This is a genomic window from Photorhabdus sp. RM96S (genome assembly GCF_042879335.1).
GTDB lineage: Bacteria > Pseudomonadota > Gammaproteobacteria > Enterobacterales > Enterobacteriaceae > Photorhabdus > Photorhabdus kayaii.
In genome coordinates this window covers 35,960-54,519 of record NZ_JBHFKT010000004.1, presented here as the reverse complement: position 1 = coordinate 54,519, position 18,560 = coordinate 35,960, and the positions used below count along the sequence as shown (strand labels likewise).

Here is an 18,560-nt window from a genome sequence, read left to right as displayed (position 1 = left end):
TTAACAGCGGGTTATAGCTATGAAATCTGCACATACAATACAGAATATAAATCCCCCGGCTTCTTGGGCTGATTTACCTTGGGGGGAGTATTACCGTGCCGCTTTGGAGCACCAATTACAACCCTGGTGGCCGAAAATATTTGGTTTCCATCTGTTGAAAGTCGGTAATTTGAGTGCTGAAATTGACAGTCATGTCTGTCCGATTTTTAATCAGATTAATGTAGGTAAGGAAGGCAAGAATATGCAGGTGATTAGCGATCCTTACCATCTGCCGTTTGAAGAAAAGTCTGTTGATGCTTGCTTACTGAGTCATATGCTGGCTTACAGCGCTGATCCCCATCGTCTTTTACGGGAAGTTGACCGGGTGATGATTGATGATGGTTGGCTTATTATCAGTGGTTTTAATTCATTGAGTCTGCTTGGTTTGGGGAAATTAGTTCCGGGATTATGGCGTCATCAACCCTATTGCAGCCGGATGTTTTCCATGATGCGCCAACTTGATTGGTTGAGCTTGCTTAATTATGAAGTGGTGTATCGTGACAGCTTTCAAGTATTGCCCTGGCGAAATGAAACAGGTTTTTCTAATCGGCACTTGTCTGTATTAGGCTGTGTCAGTCTGATTATTGCCCGCAAGCGCACACTGCCATTAACACTAAGTCAGAGAAAAGTGACGCGATTAAAACCTAAATTGGGCAATGCCGTTGGCGTAACAAAATGTTACCGAAAGCGTAATTAATCTCTATTTTCGAGATATCCCGTGTCAGTTTCTGTTGGTGAGTTTGCTGCGGCACGGGCCAGTTCATCACAACGCTCATTTTCATCATGTCCGGCGTGGCCTTTGACCCATTGCCAATCAATGTCATGGTGGCTAATGGCTTGATCGAGACGCTGCCATAAATCGACATTGCTGACAGGAGATTTATCTGCTTTACGCCAGCCGCGTTTTTTCCAGTTATGGATCCATTGTGTAATGCCTTGACGCACATATTGGCTGTCGGTGGTTAAGACAATTTTGCAAGGGCGAGTCAGCGTTTCCAGGCCAATAATTGCTGCCATGAGCTCCATTCTGTTGTTTGTTGTATGATAAAAACCTTCGCTAAGGGTTTTTTCGTGTTGTTGATAACGTAATAATACACCGTAGCCCCCTGGCCCCGGATTGCCGAGACAAGATCCATCGGTGAAAATTTCTACCTGTTTGCTCATATCTGGTAGACTCTTCTTATTCAATTCAAAACCCTAAGTCTGACACAAAAAGGCATTATGAGCACTGTAATTACACGACAAGTTGTCCTTGATACCGAAACGACTGGTATGAATAAATTAGGTGTTCACTATGAAGGACACGAAATTATTGAAATTGGGGCCGTGGAGCTTGTTAACCGTCGTTTAACGGGTCGCCATTTTCATGTCTACATTCGGCCGGATAGATTGGTCGATCCTGAAGCATTTGAAGTGCATGGGATCAGTGATGAATTTTTGCAGGATAAGCCGCTGTTTGCTGACATTGTAGATGAGTTTATTGAATTTATTCGCGGTGCTGAATTGATTATCCATAATGCTCCCTTCGATATCGGCTTTATCGATTATGAGTTTGGCAAGCTGAATCGTGATATTCCGCCAACTGCGGATTTTTGCAAGATTACTGATAGCTTACAACTTGCAAGAGGGTTATTTCCGGGGAAAAGAAATAACCTTAATGCGTTATGTGATCGTTATGATATAGACAATTCTAAACGAACCTTACATGGGGCGTTACTCGATGCTGAGATATTGTCTGATGTCTATTTGATAATGACAGGCGGGCAGACTTCTCTTGCCTTTTCAATGGAAGGGGAGGTTGCTGGTGGTGCGAATGTTTCTGAAATACAGCGTATTACCCGGTCTCAAACGGCATTAAAAGTTATTTATGCAACGGATGAAGAGCTTGCGGCACATGAATCCAGGTTGGATTTAGTGGAGAAGAAAGGCGGGAGCTGTTTATGGCGTATGAATTCTGGACAAAGCTAATATAAAATTGCAGATAAATTACCTTTTTGGGTGAAAAGTTGATCAGGCGCGTCACTTTGTTATAAAAAATATTGACGGAATGATCTTGGATTCGTAATATTCACCTCGTTCTCAACCAGAACACTGCGCGGTGCGGTAGTTCAGTCGGTTAGAATACCGGCCTGTCACGCCGGGGGTCGCGGGTTCGAGTCCCGTCCGCACCGCCAAAGATTCCGAAGCCCTGGGTAGTTGCCCGGGGCTTTTTCATTTGTACTTATACCCGTCATCCTTCAAGTTGCCTCTTTGTTGGCTGCACTCACTCACCCCGGTCACATCGTTATCTATGCTCCCGGGGATTCGCTCCCTTGCCGTCGCGATGCATCTTGAAATCCATTGGGTATATATCATTCAGTAATCTCTCGATAATAGACAATGATGAAATTGCATTGAAATAAGACATAGAGACGCTACCAGCTTTCTATAGCGCTTGTTTCTGCAATCCTTATTAGGAATTTATTTTCTTTGCCAGGTTTATAGCGTGATGGCCAAATATCCGATGGATGTAAACCCAATTCAGTGGCAATTAATGCTTCTCCCTTCGGCCACGGGCGATGTAATGCATTACTCAATGTTGATGATGCTAATCCGGCTTTTCGGGAAACGGCTGAAAGATTTGTTCCTTGTTTTCTCAGTGCTGCAATAATATCTGCCGGATGCCAGTCTTGAATATCCATAAATAATCTCCAGATTTTAATTGTGAGAAAAACATTGATAATAGATAAATTATCAATGTCTTGCTGTTTGGTAGTAATTAGGTGCAGATTATCAATGAAGATTAATTGAATTGGCTATCGGAGATAATACTGAATAATGGTATCGATTGTTTTATAGCAAAATATGACCTATATATTGAAGGTGTTTTTTCTGGATGTAAAGAGTATTATTATTTTATTTGAAAAATATTATTAGTTTAATAACTTAAATAACTAATAATTTCCGACGAATATTTTCACTCTGTTTTTCATACAATTTATTAATGATTTTGTATTCACATAATAAATGCAGTGAAATTGCTTATTTTTTTATAAGCCACGACCCGAAATTCTATTCCATATATCATCTGGTTGAGTCGTGGTAATAATCAAATTTCTTATATATTTATAGTTGGATTTTATAATGTTATCGTCTTATCATAACTTGAATATAAAGATGATTTTTATGAATAAGGGAATAAAAATCTCTCTGGTATATAAAGGTTAAAATTATTCATACGGCAGTACTCCTCAAATTGAGAATCAGAGTTAATTTTTAGTTTTTGATATGTTTTTTCTATCTGGTCTTTTACCGATTGATAAGGAATATTGAGTCTCTCACTGATTTCCCTTTTGCTGTGTTTTGCCAGAAATAGAAAAATAATTTCCCATTCTTGTTGGGAAAATTGTTCCGAGGGAGAACAAAACATAATGGAAGGCGGTAGTTTCCCATTGAAAAATTCTTTTAAAGCAAGCGCTTCTGCTTTCCGTCCATGAAAAATAATGCCAATACATTCATTATCTTCATTATAAAATGGGAATTTCTCGAAAAAATAGGAAGAAAGATGTTTTTCTTTGCCAAACCTATGTGTCTCTAATGAGCATATACTTTTTTCCAAACGCATGACAGTTCTGTCATGTCGTTGAAATTGCTCTTCAAAGATTGCTCCTGCCCAAGGTAATTCACAATCAAAACGCCCTTCGACGTTTAAATTAAGTGGGATATCTTGTAGCATAGCCATTGCTTTATTTTCATAAATAAAGCAAGTGCTTTTATCTTTAATTCCCCAAGGGTCATGGCTATTTTTTATGGTGTTTATTATTTGTGCTGATATGTTATTTGCTGTTTTCATCTGTTTTATTTACCACATTATATAAACATTTTACTTCCCGGTTTTAAAAATCTCTCAGGAACATAGAGATCAAAATCATTAAGGCGGCAGTATTCATCCAACTGTTGACCAGAGTTAATACTAATTTTCTTGTATATCCGTAACATATGCGTTTCTACCGTGCGGTAAGAGATATTCAGTATTCGACCGATTTGTTTACTGGTATATCTCTGTAGAAATAGAAAAATGACATCCCATTCCCGTTGAGTAAATAGCTCAGAAGGTGGCTGGAACATGATAGAAGCTGGCAGTTTACCATGAAAAAAGCGTGTCAGAGAAAAGGCTTCGGCTTTCCAGGCATGAAAAATAACGCCGACACATTGATTATCCCCATTATAAAAGGGAAATTTTTCAAAGAAATAGGAAGAAAGTAGTTTTTCTTTACCATATAAATGGGTTTCTAATGAACAGATTCTTTGTTCTGCTTGCATTACTGCTCTGTCATGGATCTGAAATTGTTCTGCAAAAGCGGCTCCTTCCCAAGGTAGATCATTGTCTAGACGTCCTTCTACATTAAAACCACGGGGAAGATCGCGCAACATAGCCATTGCCTTGTTTTCATAAACAAAACGGGAGTTTTGATCTTTTATACCCCAGGGTTCATGACTGGTTTCCATTAGATTAATAATTTGAGGCGATACGGTTAATTTGTTATAGATCACAACATAATTCCTATCATTATTAGAAAAATATCTGGGTTTTAGATTTGAATTAATAGAAACTTACAACTCTTGGCTGCCAATAGTGACGAATCTTTCTGGAATATATAGGTCAAACTTATTTTCTTTGCAGAAATCTTCTAATTTTATATGCAGCGGTAGATTAAATTTTTGATAAATTGACTGAATATGATTAATGGTATCTTCTGTGCTTATCATTAATTCTTCGCTGATACTCTCTTCATCCGGTGAGCGAAGGGCCAGAAAAAGAACTTCCCATTCAGTTTGGGTTAGTATGTCGTTAGGCGGTGTAAATTCCAAAGCCGCTGGAGATGATTTTTCATGATAGTAAGCAGTAGAAAAGTTTTGGACTTTGGACATGTGAAACGTGATGCCGATGCAGTTCCCATTTTCATCACAAAGTGGGTATTTATGACAGAGATAGGTTTGCTTGACTTTATTTTCCCCAAAAAGGTGAGTCTCAAGTGAAGTGACTGTTTTCATGGTTTGCATCACTTTTTGATCCTGACGACAATGTTCTTCTGTATATTCTGCAATAGGTGAAGGTAATTCGTCCGTTGCAAGCCCTGTAATATCGAAATCTTCAGGCAAATTGAGCAGTTGGTAAAAAGCAGGATTTGCGTATATAAATTTTGATTGGCGATCTTTAGCGCCCCACGGCTCATTACTTTTTTCCCACATGTAAATTAATTGCGGAGTGATATTATTTGGTCTGTTTTTGATATTTGACATGAAAGTGCCCTAGTTGTTAATTAAGTAATCATCTGTATGTCTATTTTATGTGTTCTATTTAAAATAACCTGATTGTATAATGGATTGCAATAATTAATTCGCAAAAAAATAATATTTTTTTATTTTATCTATATCTGTTAATTAAATTGCTTATTATTTTTGGTAAAAATGTTATTATATAAGAAAATATAACCATAAGTATTATTTTATTTTGAATTGTTTATTTGTTTATTTGTTTATTTGTTTATTTGTTTATTTGTTTGTTGATATTAAAATAATATTGATTTTTGATTGGTGTTTTTTTTACGTATTCATTCTTGATAAATTAAATTATTAAGAGAACATTGCCCTATAATTGTGAACAATATAAACAATCAATTTAGTCGCTGAAAATTGCCATAAATCAAGAATGTGTCGTCTCTATTAATTGGTTATTTTATCTCTTGATTTGCAACTAATAGCTGTGTTTAATTAATTTACCCCTTTATATGCACAGTGAGTTTGTTTATTACTTTGATGATGCTGAAATTCATTGTAGAACAGTAAGGTAAATCAAAGAATTGTCGTTCAGATGAAATTAAGATAGTTTCCTGATATTTGGCTTTAAAGATTGCGGTTTGTGCGCTGTGCTGAGAAAATTATTCCCCTAAACGTTTTTATCCCACTTGGAGTAGAAAATGACCACTCGTAAAACCCTTGCTAATGCTATTCGCTTCCTGAGCATGGATGCTGTGCAGAAAGCAAAATCAGGGCACCCTGGTGCGCCTATGGGAATGGCTGATATCGCTGAAGTTTTATGGCGTGATTATTTGAATCATAACCCAACTGATCCACATTGGGTCGATCGTGATCGTTTTGTATTGTCTAACGGTCATGGTTCTATGCTGATTTATAGCCTGTTGCATCTCACCGGTTATGATGTTTCAGTTGATGATCTGAAAAATTTCCGTCAGTTACACTCTAAAACCCCAGGCCATCCTGAGTATGGCTATACTTCAGGCGTAGAAACTACGACAGGTCCTTTAGGGCAGGGGATTGCCAACGCAGTAGGTTTTGCGATTGCTGAACGCACTCTGGCCGCGCAATTTAACCGTCCTGGTCATGAGATCGTTGACCATAATACTTATGTCTTTATGGGTGATGGCTGCATGATGGAGGGCATTTCTCATGAGGTTTGCTCTCTGGCAGGAACGTTAAAGCTAGGCAAGTTGGTTGCTTTCTATGATGACAACGGCATTTCCATTGATGGTCATGTTGAAGGCTGGTTTACAGATGATACGGCAAGCCGTTTTGAGGCTTATGGTTGGCATGTGATTCGCGGTGTTGATGGTCATAATGCAGATTCAGTTAAAGCTGCTATCGAAGAAGCACGTAAAGTTACTGATAAACCTTCTCTGCTAATGTGCAGAACGATTATCGGTTTTGGTGCGCCAACCAAAGCGGGGACCCATGATTCTCATGGCGCGCCATTGGGTGATGCGGAAATTGCTGCGACTCGTGAAGCGCTAGGTTGGAATTATCCGGCATTTGAAGTTCCAGCGGAAATCTATTCTGAGTGGGATGCAAAAGAAGCTGGCAATGCGAAACAAGCCGCTTGGAATGAAAAATTCTCTGCCTATGAAAAAGCGTATCCTGAATTAGCTGCTGAATTCAAACGTCGTACCGGTGGCGAATTACCGGCAAACTGGGAAGCTGAATCAAAAGCATTTATCGAACAGTTGCAAAAAAATCCGGCCAATATTGCCAGCCGTAAAGCATCTCAGAATGCCTTGGAAGCTTTTGGTAAGGTGTTGCCTGAATTTATGGGGGGATCTGCTGATTTGGCGCCAAGTAACCTCACGATGTGGTCAGGTTCTAAGCCGTTGAACGAAGATCTGGCAGGTAACTACATCCATTATGGCGTTCGTGAATTTGGCATGTCAGCCATTATGAACGGTATCGCTCTGCATGGTGGTTTTGTGCCTTATGGTGCAACCTTCTTGATGTTCGTTGAATATGCCCGTAACGCAGTGCGTATGGCGGCATTGATGAAAATTCGCAGCATCTTTGTTTATACCCATGATTCAATTGGTTTGGGTGAAGATGGTCCGACTCACCAGCCAGTAGAACAGCTTGCCAGTTTGCGTGTGACACCAAATTTGAGCACATGGCGCCCATGTGACCAGGTTGAATCTGCGGTGGCGTGGAAATATGCTATCGATCGTAAAGCAGGCCCATCAGCACTTATTTTCTCTCGTCAGAATCTGGCACAGCAAGAACGTACTGCTGAACAGTTGGCTAATATCGAGAAAGGGGCTTACATCTTGAAAGATTGTCAGGGACAGCCAGAACTGATTTTGATCGCAACGGGTTCAGAAATTGAATTGGCGGTGGAGGCTTACAATCAATTGATTGAGGAAGGTCGTCAGGTGCGCGTAGTCTCCATGCCGTCTACTGATGCTTTTGATAAGCAAGATGCTGCATACCGAGAAGCGGTTTTGCCTGCTGCGGTTTCTGCACGTGTTGCAATCGAAGCGGGTATCGCTGATTACTGGTTTAAATATGTCGGTATGAATGGCGCTATCGTTGGTATGAATACATTTGGTGAATCAGCACCTGCTGATCAGCTGTTTAAAACGTTTGGTTTCACTGTAGAGAATGTAGTCGCTAAGGCTAAAGCTCTGCTGAAATAATGAGTAAATTCATGAATGAGCGCACCTGAGGTAAATGTTGAGCGGGTGCGCTCTTTTTCTGTACGATGCCGTTATTGAAGATGGATTTGTGACGGTTTTCCTCGGCTTATGCCACGCAAATTCCAGGGACGGCTACTTTTTGGAATACGTGAGGCGAACCGACAATCCCATCAGGATATTTGGCGAGTTTCTCCTTGAATTCAGGGTCCGTGAACGCGGCGCGGAAACGCTCCAGATTCTCCCAAATGGCGTAGTTCATGAATGTGCCACTGCCAGCGATTCCGCGATGTAATTGTGCGGAAATCAGTCCTACCTTAGACCGGAAATATTCTGCATCTTCCTTCCAGGTTTCTATTAGGGTGTCAGCCATTGAGGGATCAACATGAAATATGTTCACCAGCACGATGGAGCCATCGGTGTTCGAAAATAACTGTTCCCGCAGGGTTACGTGGGTGTCCATTTCTTCTAGCTTGACCATTTTTATCTCCTGAAAATTATGTGTTTATGTTTATACCCGTCATCTTTCAAGTTGCCTCTTTGTTGGCTGCACTCGCTCACCCCGGTCACATAGTTATCTATGCTCCCGGGGATTCACTCCTTTGCCGTCGCGATGCATCTTGAAATCCATAGGGTATATGTTGTATTGCTATCCTGCCGAGGCGAGTCGCGTGATTTACGCGGCTTTTGACGGCAACAATATGTCAACGTAGAGATGCTGTTTCCACGTTGTATTTCGTTTAACTGTTTGGTAGTTCTTTGTCGTTATTAACGAACGAATCCGTAGCGCTATGTCATGTTATGTAGTGCTATTTTATGTAGCGCTATTTGGCACTGGTGACTCTTCCAGCTTCGTCTCTAGGTTTATCAATGTGTTTAATGTCACTTTTAGCTCGTTAGGATCAGAGGATTGCACCAGTGATCCGACCCATTCAGCTTCCAGCGATATCGCCGCATCAAAAGTACGCCAACCAAGCTCGGTCAATTGATAGTGTGGTGAGCGTTCATGCCGAGGGTTAGTGATGGTTTTCACCATCCCTGAACTCAGCCCGAGATTCAATTGCTTTTGCACTCCTTGGCGTGTGATACCCATTGCGGCGGCAATCTGAGGCGCGGTAAGTGGATGTGGTGCGTGCGCAATCGCACCAAGTACTTGCCATCTTGCACTCGTGATTCCCAATGGGGCAACGAGCTGATCTCCTTTAGAGAGCAGTAAGGCGTTGAGCCGAAATACCGCCAATGTGATCTCAGTGAATACCTCAAACGCTGTAGTTTTCTCGGTTGACACGATTTACTTCCTTATTCCTTAAATACATCAAAAAACGACAACCAGTTTCCACTTATTGAGATTAGATGTCAATATTTCAACAAGTGATATTGATGATCAATGTCGCAATTGTGAGTAAATAACTGTGGGATTGTTTCTTTCTGTTTGCTTAAAGTTCGATATTTTCACTTCGTAGTCTGATCACTTTTTGCTATTACTATTCGATTATTATTGCTATCAATTTCCTTTTCCCGTAACCTCATTATTTATAGCTGAATCGTTTCATTTTGTTATATGAAGCGGTTTTTTGTGCTTGGTTTTAATAATTTTGTGATAAACAATCAGTACATGAGTGATTGAGTCGGTTATTCTAAGCGGTTGCGTGGTAATAACTATATTCAGGGAGTAACATGACAATTAAGGTAGCAATAAACGGTTTCGGCAGAATAGGGCGTAGTATTTTACGTGCTCTTTATGAGTCTGGGCGCCAAGCTGAAATTGCGGTTATTGCTGTTAATGAGCTGGCAGATGCCGAAGGAATTGCTCACTTGCTGAAATATGATTCTAGTCACGGCCGTTTTGCTTGGGATGTGCGTCTGAATAATGATGTGTTGCAGGTTGGTGATGATAATATTCGCTTGTTTCATCAACCTGATATATCGATGTTGCCTTGGCAAGAACTGGGGATTGATATTGTTCTTGATTGCAGTGGGATTTATGGCAGCAGAGCTGATGGCGAGGCACATCTTGCCAGTGGCGCCAAAAAAGTGCTGTTTGCTCATCCGGGGGGTAATGATTTAGATGCGACTGTAGTTTATGGTGTGAATCAGCACTTACTGACAGCAGAGGATTGCATTGTGTCCAATGCTTCCTGTACCACTAATTGCATTATTCCCATCATTAAATTATTGGATGATGAATTTGAGATTGAATCGGGTACAGTGACAACCATTCATGCCTCAATGAATGATCAACCGGTGATTGATGCTTATCACAAAGATTTACGGCGTACTCGGGCTGCTAGTCAGTCTATCATTCCGGTGGATACTAAGCTGGCCGCAGGGATAACCCGGATTTTTCCAAAGTTCTGTGACCGTTTTGAAGCTATCTCCGTGCGTGTACCAACGATTAACGTTACAGCTATCGATTTGAGTGTTACGGTAAAATCTTCAGTAACTGTTAAGAAAATCAACGAATTAATGCAAAAATCAGCAGCTACTTCATTTCGTGGTATAGTTGATTATACCGAATTGCCGTTAGTCTCAACGGATTTTAACCACGATCCCCACAGCGCGATTGTTGATGGCACACAAACGCGAGTCAGTGGGCAACATCTGATTAAGACATTAGTCTGGTGTGATAATGAGTGGGGATTTGCTAACCGAATGTTGGATACAACGTTAGCAATGGCTGCTATGGGTTTCAAATGATCTGTTGTTGATCGACGGTCCATAATAGATCCGCACACGGCGCAAGATTAAATAATTTAGAGAATCAATGAGAGGATTCACCATGTCTGTAATTAAGATGACCGATTTAGATCTGGCGGGTAAGCGTGTTTTGATCCGCGCTGACCTGAACGTTCCGGTAAAAGATGGCAAAGTCACCTCTGATGCGCGTATCCGTGCTTCCTTACCGACCATTGAGGCAGCATTAAAACAGGGTGCCAAAGTCATGATCACTTCTCACCTTGGCCGCCCTACTGAAGGCGAATACCATGAAGAATTCTCGCTGAAACCAGTAGTAGACTATCTAGAAGAGAAATTATCTTCCCCCGTTCGACTGGAAAAAGAGTATCTGGAAGGCGTGGATGTCGCGGATGGTGAACTGGTTGTGCTGGAGAATGTTCGCTTTAATAAAGGTGAGAAGAAAGACGACGAAACCTTGGCTAAAAAATACGCTTCCCTGTGTGATATTTATGTCATGGATGCATTTGGTACTGCTCATCGTGCACAGGCTTCGACTCACGGAGTGGCTAAATTTGCTCCTGTGGCCTGTGCCGGTCCTTTGCTGTCCGCAGAGTTGGAGGCATTAGGTAAAGCGTTAGATAATCCAGCCCGTCCAATGGTGGCTATCGTTGGGGGTTCTAAGGTTTCAACCAAGCTGACCGTTCTGGATACGCTGTCTAAAATTGCTGACCAACTGATTGTCGGTGGTGGTATCGCAAATACCTTTGTTGCCGCGGAAGGCCACAATGTCGGTCGTTCTCTCTATGAAGACGACTTGCTCCCGGAAGCGAAGAAATTGCTGATAAGCTGTGATATTCCGGTGCCAACCGATGTTCGTGTGGCAACAGAATTCTCTGAAACAGCCGAAGCAACCTTGAAATCTACCCGCGATATTAAAGATGATGAGCAGATCCTCGATCTGGGTGATGAATCTGCTCAACGGCTGGCGGATATTCTGAAAAACGCCAAAACGATTCTATGGAATGGCCCGGTTGGTGTATTTGAATTCCCTAATTTCCGTCAAGGAACTGAAATTGTCGCGCGTGCCATTGCGGATAGTGATGCTTTCTCTATCGCCGGTGGCGGCGATACGCTGGCAGCGATCGACTTGTTCGGTATTGCTGACAAAATTTCTTATATCTCTACGGGTGGTGGTGCTTTCCTTGAGTTCGTGGAAGGGAAAAAACTGCCTGCGGTTGTGATGTTGGAAGAACGTGCAAAACAGTAATTAAGTCATGACGGGTAGTGGCCGATTGGCTGGCTGCCCGCTCTAAACAGGACCCACGTAACATGTCTAAAATTTTTGATTTCGTAAAACCGGGTGTCATCACTGGTGATGATGTTCAAAAAGTGTTCGCTATAGCCAAAGAAAACAACTTTGCTTTACCGGCGGTCAACTGTGTAGGTACTGATTCAATCAATGCCGTGTTGGAAGCTGCTGCCAAAGTTCGTTCTCCCGTTATCATTCAGTTCTCTAACGGCGGTGCTGCTTTTATGGCCGGTAAAGGTTTGAAAGCTGAAGGTCAACAAACGGCTATTCTGGGTTCAATTTCTGGTGCTCACCATGTTCATCAGATGGCTGAATATTATGGTGTTCCTGTGATCCTGCATACTGACCACTGTGCGCGTAAATTGCTGCCGTGGATTGATGGCCTGTTAGATGCAGGTGAAAAGCATTACGCAGCGACGGGTAAGCCCTTATTCTCTTCTCACATGATCGATCTGTCAGAAGAATCTCTGGAAGAGAATATTGAGATTTGCGGCCAATATCTGGCTCGTATGGCAAAAATCGATATGACGCTGGAAATCGAGTTGGGTTGTACGGGTGGGGAAGAAGATGGCGTTGATAACAGCCATATGGATAGCTCTGCTCTGTACACTCAACCGGAAGATGTTGCTTATGCTTATGAGAAACTGAACGCTATCAGCCCACGTTTCACTATTGCGGCTTCTTTCGGTAACGTTCACGGTGTTTATAAGCCGGGTAACGTTAAACTGACGCCAAAAATTTTGCGTAACTCTCAAGACTATGTTTCTGAGAAATTCAATCTGCCACATAACAGCCTGGATTTTGTTTTCCACGGCGGTTCCGGTTCTACCGAGGAAGAGATCAAAGAAGCGGTCAGTTACGGCGTTGTGAAAATGAATATCGATACTGACACCCAATGGGCGACTTGGGAAGGTATTCTCAACTATTACAAAAAGAACGAAGGCTATCTGCAAGGCCAGTTAGGCAATCCAGAAGGCGCGGATAAACCTAATAAAAAATTCTACGATCCACGGGTATGGCTGCGTGCCGGTCAGGTTTCTATGACTACCCGCTTGGAACAGGCTTTCAAAGAATTGAATGCGATTGACGTGTTGTAATGGGTGAAAGCGTTCCCTCTGAGTTTTCATTCAGAGGGAACGTTAGCCGCATTCAGTAAATGAGATGTTACATCGCATCTACTCTTTTTATCATTTCCATTGCAACAGCCATAGACATGAACAGTTTGCTCTTTGTCTGAGGAAACTCCTCAAACCCTACGTTCATATACAGTTTTTTGGCTATGTCGTTCTTCGCATCGACGATAATCATCGGGGTAGGAATAGATTTTGACGACTCTATAGCTTTTCGAATTGCATCTATAAGCAATATTTCACCAAACCCTTGGCGTTGAAATGACTTACTTATAGCTAGGCGACCAATAAGTGCGCAATGTAGTGTAGAAGGGTACTTTTTCGATATTTTCTCTGGTAGTTCGTCTAGCTCTACCGTGCATAGTGCTAGGGAATAGTATCCCTTTATTTGAGATCCATTTTGACTACTTGTAAGGACGAATGTTCTTGATAAGTCCTTTTTATCATGTTGTCCCGATACTGCCTTCAAGTAGTTGTTTAGTGCGGGTTCACCACAGTTAAAATTATTTCTATCGTGTTTGTTTTTATCTAGACGTTCTATCTTCATTTTTTATTGTTTCTTTATGTCTACGAGCAGCACGAAGGAAACGTTCGTTTACCTTGATTGGTTTTTCCAATGCATGAACAAATGCCAATGCATCTTCTTGACACAATTGAATACGCATATTTTGTTCAATGAGTCTTTTTGCCTCTGCTACAGCAGCATTGGCAATAAAGCTATTCAAACTTGCATACCCTGATAGTGATAACGCCCTTTCAAGTAGCTCTTTGGTCTCTGAACTCACCCTTGTGGTGATTCTTTCATTTGCTAATGTGGCCATAAGCCTTACTCCTACCGCATTGCGGTTATTAGTTCTTGAGTTCACTATAGATATCCACTACTCGTTTGCATTATTTATTTGGAGCTAGCGGAACATATTGGTTTAGTGAAATGCTAAGTTTGCTTCATTGGCTAGTTTAAGATTTTTTTTAACAAAATTCAACATGTGTGCCAAAATGACGCCATAATTGTGAGACTAAACAAACCATAGTCAGATAGAACAAAAATCATCAAAATTCGGGCGCAAGTGAATCCGAGTATGCAGAGTTGTTAGCAAAAACCGCCGTAAACCCTCTTTACGGCGGGAAGCAGTCACCTGAGTTGTACTAGCTCTAGTCTGAGCTAGTACAGTTAGTTTCTATTTAAAGTTCTATACCCGTTATCTTTCAAGTTGCTTCTTTGTTGGCTGCACTCCCTCACCCCGGTCACATAGTTATCTATGCTCCCGGGGATTCGCTCCCTTGCCGCCGCGATGCAACTTGAAAGATGACGGGTATATATCTATGCTCTTCTGCATATTCTGATATTGTATCTTTTATGGTTCTTGCCATATAACCGGATATTTCAGATCCCAAACGAAGATTTGTTTTTGATTTCTCTGAAAGGGATCTGTTTTCTTCGAGCCGGCTATATATAATTTGGCTTTTTTCTATACCTTTTAGTAACTCTTCATGGCTTAGCAAATAACCCGACGGATCGGAATCACCGACACGGACCACTTTCAATGATTTATTTTTTGTATAACTGTTTTTTTTCTCGTTCCATTTGACAACATGTGAACTTTTGGCTGCCAATTTGAATTTTAATTCATCAAGGAAATTCACCTCTTTAGTATATTTTCCTCTTTCTGGTGCTAATCCATTTTCATCCTGCAAACTTACTGGATTATTTCTCACCATTCGGTATAGATTCAGCCCATCAATTCATCACTGTTTTCATCAGCTTGAATACGTAGATATTCTAAAGTACGTATATTTAACTTCCTGTTATCCAAGACCCTGATCGAGGGTGTTTTTTGGTTAATTGCAGAATTGTCATTGCTCATATTTTACCTCCTTCATACGGTGTTAACCTTCGAAATAATTTAAGTTACGGTAACAGCCAAACGACTTTATCACTAAACAGGCGAGGAAAGTAATTGGTCGTGATGTTATTAATGCAAACGCTTTGGTAATTTTTGAGATTGTATTGATGGTAATTAAAGTTTCAGATGGCGGGCGTGATCGGCCAACCATTGGGAAAACAAATGATTGGCAGATTTGATATATCGATGATGCTTAAATAGCGAATCATTTGTATCTCATCATTAAAGATAAAATAAATTTATTAAACCGCGATAGACACAATACCTTAAAAACAGAGAATGTTATAAGTTCTACATTCGATATAGCGAAGTCAGGAGATGATAATGAGAGCATACCGCTTCTATCATGGTTCCGTCACCCATTAGGTATAAGAAACCTAACGGGCTGTGATGTAACACAGATAAGGCCAACCCTTCAAATAGATGATGTCATTGCATCTGCCATTATATTTACAATAACTTAATCATTATTGAATTTGTAACACTTTCTTACAAAATTTACTTTTTGTAAATGAAGTAAATGAAGTAAATGAAGTAAATGAAAAAAGTAGAAATTTTTTCTTGCTATTTGATGATGATTTAATAATCATAACTTAAGTTCCCTCATATTGGATAATATGAGGGAAATCTCAACTCCTGTTCCCTTATTCAAAGGGATTAATCGATGGGAATACATTTTGTCTTCCTGTCGTTCAACTCTCTATTACTCACGGCATAAGCGGTGTTTCTTATCTGTGGTAATAGGATTTTTACTATCTTGTTTCTTTGGTGACGCAATCAATCACGGCTATTCCCGACAGGATATTGATGCTGATGAAGGTGATTGATAGCCGGGCGGGGAAATAACGTTAAAAGAAGGAAGTAAAACTAATGGCTATATCAGATCCACGCTTATGCTTTGATTGTAAACGGTTTCTGAAAAACTGGGTGGAATTTCAGTTGGTGGATGAACAGGGAAAGCCGCTGGTCAACATGCCTTATCGCCTGATCAGTTACGGAACCCCAGGTTATGTTCGCCAGGGGACAACCGACGGTTTCGGTGTGCTCAGAGAAGAGGATCTGTTGCCTCATCCGGTGACGCTATATATTGATGCTCAGCCGCTGGCCGATGAGATGGAACAGCGTCCGTTGCGGGAAAAACGGGGAGAAGAGGCTTCGGTGGTAAAACCACAAGCAGAAGCGGAAGGCCATCAATATCGCTATGTGACTATCGGGCAGATTAGTGATAGGTTGCCGGTGATTAAAGATTGGAAAGATTCTAAAGATATTCCACCGCCTTATCATTTCCCGGACCCGGAACCAAAAGGCTATCGGGTTCATCCGTTAAATCGTCGTTATGTTCTGGAGGTGTGTCCTTTCCGGGCCTGGGTTTTGCAACTACATCACCAGAAGGGATATTCCATTGTGAATGCCTATAACCAGTGTTTGATGAGTGTGCTGGCTTATGCCGATGGGGATGTTGATATTGAAGGCTCTGTGAAACATTTTTTTAACCGGCAAATGGTGGATATTTCAAAATTGCCCTATAAAGTGGAAGCATTGTCGGCAACACCTGTCGTTTACGATGTACCGTTTAGTAAACGTTATGCCCGGGTGGAGTTTATTGATTCACGTGCAGGGAACAACAAGCAGGGAGATACCAAACTGTTTTATGTTGCCAGTGAGAAAGATGTGATTGTTAGTTGGCGGGGAACGGCTAGCCTGGATAATTACCTGACTGATGCCACTTTCCAGCCATTGGCTTTAAGTTGCGATGATGACAAAGCGTTGTGCAGCGAGTTTATTCATCATGGTAAAGTGCATAAAGGGTTTTGGGAGGCATTTAATCTGGGAGGGAAGTTAATCGTTCCCAGTGATAAAATTAAAACGGAAACTGAAATAGTATTCCGAGATATCACCAGTTTGGTTACAAATAAGCGATTATTTATTTGTGGTCATAGTCTGGGAGGCGCGCTGGCATTATTGCACAGCGCACAACTGAAAGAACATAATCCTTGTCTCTACAGTTACGGGATGCCGCGAACATTAACTCGCAGTGCGGTAGAGGAATTGTCTTCTATTATCCACTATCGTCATGTTAATGAAGATGATGTAATCCCTTCTGTGCCATTTGAGCAGGATATGGATAATGTTTTTTTCAATTATTGGGCGCCGGAGGGGTATGACTGGGCAGTGATGAAGTTGCTGTCACCGTCACCGATTATTCAGGCAATTAAACAGGCGACAGCCAGTAAAGAAATTTATCTGCATCATGGTAAAGTGGTTCATTTTTTTCAAGCCAATAGTTGCCCGGAATGGCTTATTTCCGCCAGAAATGTTTCCCTTATAACGGGTATTGCTGAAGAAATATTGAATAACACCACAAAACTCTATTTAATTCCTGAGTTAAACCAGGAAACAGAAAAGGATTTTTCTCTGGCCGGTGAGCGGCAAAATGCGTTGTTTAATCAGCTCAGTCAACAAGAAAAAGACAAACTGTTTGTTGAAAACAGAAGTGCTGATTTGAAAGGCGGATTCGGCTTTTCTAACCATAGCTCGTATAAATATGCGGGTTATATTGACAAGCGCCTCAGAGAGTTATGTGAACCGGATAAGATTACGGTCTATCAGGACAGTCAGCGTCAATTTAAGGCGAAAATGGATAGTTATAAGATGCTTATCCCTGACAATGTTTATTACCGAAATCTCTATTTTCTGGATATGGATAAGCAGTTAATAAAATCACTGACTGTCAGCCAGCAGGAAGAACAAGGGGAACTGGCCTTACAGCATTACTGTGATAAACAGGAACTGTCCGTATGAAAATATTGAAAATCACGCTGTCCTTATTATTTCTCTATTCTATTTACTGGGCGTTTGGTGACACCTTTTTTGACTGGCTTTTTCCTTTTTCACCTGACGAGAAGAAACAGTTGATTACGGTGGAAGGTGTTGTGCCGAAATACACAAAACCGTATGTATCTGCGCAATATATCTCAAAAGAATGTCTTAGATATCAGTTTGATGCAGGTATGTCGCCTTATCAAGTGCCGACCTATTATGGATTGGATTTGGATGTAAAAGCTGATCCACAAACTGGTTACTTTCAGGCGAAATTGCCTTTTAGTGGAGGAGGATGGTGTAAATGGAAAATCAATCAAGCTTCTGTAGCAGTGGGGTATACCGATGTCCGACATCTGGTGAAAGATGCTGTGCCGTATGCGGGAACCGGCTTAACGGCATTTATCAATGATGCTGCCCGGACAAATATTAGCGAAATTTCTGCATCGAATACGATTGATTTTAACCCAGTTATTTACCCTATTTTAGAAATGGTTGAAGGATTTCCGAAAAGCGTATCCTTACAAGGTAAAGTTAAATTGTATCCTTTTAGGTTGAAGTTAACACCAGGAGCCAAATGGAAAATTATTTTTAAACCTAAACTGGATGAAACCAAAATGCCAAAGGTCATAGTAACTAGGAAAAGTGAATGGGTTGAATATCCTGACGGGCACATCGAAATCAATACCCGAATGATAGATACCCATTACATAAAGTAACGTTCTACTAA

The 18,560-nt window shown here is 41.1% G+C and carries 20 protein-coding genes and 1 tRNA gene; 9 read left to right on the top strand and 12 right to left on the bottom strand.

The annotated features are described in order from the left end of the window. Positions 1-19: 19 nt before the first annotated feature. Entirely contained in the window at positions 20-736 is a 717-nt protein-coding gene (locus ACGF49_RS03450; protein ID WP_113042252.1) for a class I SAM-dependent methyltransferase, read from the top strand. On the opposite strand, the gene rnhA is transcribed toward ACGF49_RS03450, so the two are convergent. Continuing rightward, positions 733-1,203, bottom strand: coding sequence for a ribonuclease HI (gene rnhA / locus ACGF49_RS03445; protein ID WP_113042251.1), 471 nt, complete (start codon positions 1,201-1,203; stop codon positions 733-735). The genes ACGF49_RS03450 and rnhA overlap by 4 nt on opposite strands. Positions 1,204-1,260: 57 nt before the next feature. Here rnhA and dnaQ point away from each other — a divergent pair, with 57 nt between their 5' ends. Both dnaQ and ACGF49_RS03435 read left to right on the top strand, forming a co-directional pair. Beyond that, positions 1,261-2,007, top strand: coding sequence for a DNA polymerase III subunit epsilon (dnaQ, locus tag ACGF49_RS03440; protein ID WP_113042250.1), 747 nt, complete (start codon positions 1,261-1,263; stop codon positions 2,005-2,007). A 129-nt stretch (positions 2,008-2,136) separates the two neighbouring features. Next, positions 2,137-2,213, top strand: a tRNA-Asp gene (locus tag ACGF49_RS03435). A gap of 37 nt (positions 2,214-2,250) precedes the next feature. Here the strand turns inward: ACGF49_RS03435 and ACGF49_RS03430 are convergent. From ACGF49_RS03430 to ACGF49_RS03410, 5 genes are all read right to left on the bottom strand, one after another. Then, positions 2,251-2,394: a hypothetical protein gene (locus ACGF49_RS03430; protein WP_228902103.1), complete on the bottom strand. Its 144-nt coding sequence runs from the start codon at positions 2,392-2,394 to the stop codon at positions 2,251-2,253. Between the two features lie 59 nt (positions 2,395-2,453). Next, on the bottom strand, positions 2,454-2,720 hold the full coding sequence (locus ACGF49_RS03425; RefSeq protein ID WP_113042249.1) for a helix-turn-helix transcriptional regulator: 267 nt from the start codon (positions 2,718-2,720) through the stop codon (positions 2,454-2,456). A gap of 482 nt (positions 2,721-3,202) precedes the next feature. Further along, positions 3,203-3,871, bottom strand: coding sequence for a PAS domain-containing protein (locus ACGF49_RS03420; protein ID WP_228902105.1), 669 nt, complete (start codon positions 3,869-3,871; stop codon positions 3,203-3,205). Positions 3,872-3,888: 17 nt separating this feature from the next. Further along, positions 3,889-4,572 (bottom strand): helix-turn-helix transcriptional regulator, encoded by a 684-nt coding sequence (locus tag ACGF49_RS03415; RefSeq protein WP_387489656.1) that lies wholly within the window; start codon positions 4,570-4,572, stop codon positions 3,889-3,891. Between the two features lie 60 nt (positions 4,573-4,632). Further along, positions 4,633-5,322, bottom strand: a complete 690-nt coding sequence (locus tag ACGF49_RS03410; RefSeq protein ID WP_387489653.1) for a PAS domain-containing protein — start codon at positions 5,320-5,322, stop codon at positions 4,633-4,635. Positions 5,323-5,999: 677 nt separating this feature from the next. Between ACGF49_RS03410 and tkt the strand changes: the two genes are divergently transcribed. Further along, positions 6,000-7,994 (top strand): transketolase, encoded by a 1,995-nt coding sequence (tkt, locus tag ACGF49_RS03405; protein WP_228902109.1) that lies wholly within the window; start codon positions 6,000-6,002, stop codon positions 7,992-7,994. Positions 7,995-8,100: 106 nt separating this feature from the next. On the opposite strand, the gene ACGF49_RS03400 is transcribed toward tkt, so the two are convergent. Continuing rightward, positions 8,101-8,472 carry an antibiotic biosynthesis monooxygenase gene (locus ACGF49_RS03400; RefSeq protein ID WP_113042244.1) on the bottom strand — a complete coding sequence of 124 codons (372 nt, stop codon included), beginning with the start codon at positions 8,470-8,472 and terminating at the stop codon, positions 8,101-8,103. A gap of 333 nt (positions 8,473-8,805) precedes the next feature. Then, complete coding sequence (locus tag ACGF49_RS03395; RefSeq protein WP_158536553.1) at positions 8,806-9,279, bottom strand: MarR family winged helix-turn-helix transcriptional regulator; 474 nt, start codon at positions 9,277-9,279, stop codon at positions 8,806-8,808. 389 nt (positions 9,280-9,668) lie between these two features. Here ACGF49_RS03395 and epd point away from each other — a divergent pair, with 389 nt between their 5' ends. The 3 genes from epd (at position 9,669) to fbaA (ending at position 13,073) form a co-directional block, all read left to right on the top strand. Further along, the gene (gene epd / locus ACGF49_RS03390; RefSeq protein WP_113042242.1) at positions 9,669-10,688 is read left to right on the top strand and encodes an erythrose-4-phosphate dehydrogenase; all 1,020 of its coding nucleotides are present in this window, start codon (positions 9,669-9,671) and stop codon (positions 10,686-10,688) included. 82 nt (positions 10,689-10,770) lie between these two features. Next, positions 10,771-11,934 (top strand): phosphoglycerate kinase, encoded by a 1,164-nt coding sequence (gene pgk, locus ACGF49_RS03385; RefSeq protein ID WP_113042241.1) that lies wholly within the window; start codon positions 10,771-10,773, stop codon positions 11,932-11,934. Between the two features lie 62 nt (positions 11,935-11,996). Beyond that, complete coding sequence (gene fbaA, locus ACGF49_RS03380; RefSeq protein WP_113042311.1) at positions 11,997-13,073, top strand: class II fructose-bisphosphate aldolase; 1,077 nt, start codon at positions 11,997-11,999, stop codon at positions 13,071-13,073. 67 nt (positions 13,074-13,140) lie between these two features. On the opposite strand, the gene ACGF49_RS03375 is transcribed toward fbaA, so the two are convergent. From ACGF49_RS03375 to ACGF49_RS03360, 4 genes are all read right to left on the bottom strand, one after another. Then, entirely contained in the window at positions 13,141-13,653 is a 513-nt protein-coding gene (locus tag ACGF49_RS03375) for a GNAT family N-acetyltransferase (RefSeq protein WP_113026223.1), read from the bottom strand. After that, positions 13,631-13,927: a DUF1778 domain-containing protein gene (locus tag ACGF49_RS03370; protein WP_113042240.1), complete on the bottom strand. Its 297-nt coding sequence runs from the start codon at positions 13,925-13,927 to the stop codon at positions 13,631-13,633. Before ACGF49_RS03370 ends, ACGF49_RS03375 begins: the two co-directional genes overlap by 23 nt. Before the next feature lie 436 nt (positions 13,928-14,363). Then, positions 14,364-14,801, bottom strand: a complete 438-nt coding sequence (locus ACGF49_RS03365; protein WP_387489644.1) for a hypothetical protein — start codon at positions 14,799-14,801, stop codon at positions 14,364-14,366. Between the two features lie 35 nt (positions 14,802-14,836). Continuing rightward, entirely contained in the window at positions 14,837-14,971 is a 135-nt protein-coding gene (locus tag ACGF49_RS03360) for a hypothetical protein (RefSeq protein WP_262405143.1), read from the bottom strand. 909 nt (positions 14,972-15,880) lie between these two features. On the opposite strand from ACGF49_RS03360, the gene ACGF49_RS03355 reads away from it, so the two are divergent. Then, a complete protein-coding gene (locus ACGF49_RS03355) occupies positions 15,881-17,812 on the top strand; it encodes a lipase family protein (RefSeq protein WP_387489640.1) in 1,932 nt (643 codons plus the stop codon). Continuing rightward, positions 17,809-18,549 (top strand): hypothetical protein, encoded by a 741-nt coding sequence (locus tag ACGF49_RS03350; RefSeq protein WP_113042238.1) that lies wholly within the window; start codon positions 17,809-17,811, stop codon positions 18,547-18,549. The genes ACGF49_RS03355 and ACGF49_RS03350 overlap by 4 nt, the downstream gene beginning before the upstream one ends. Positions 18,550-18,560: the final 11 nt, after the last annotated feature.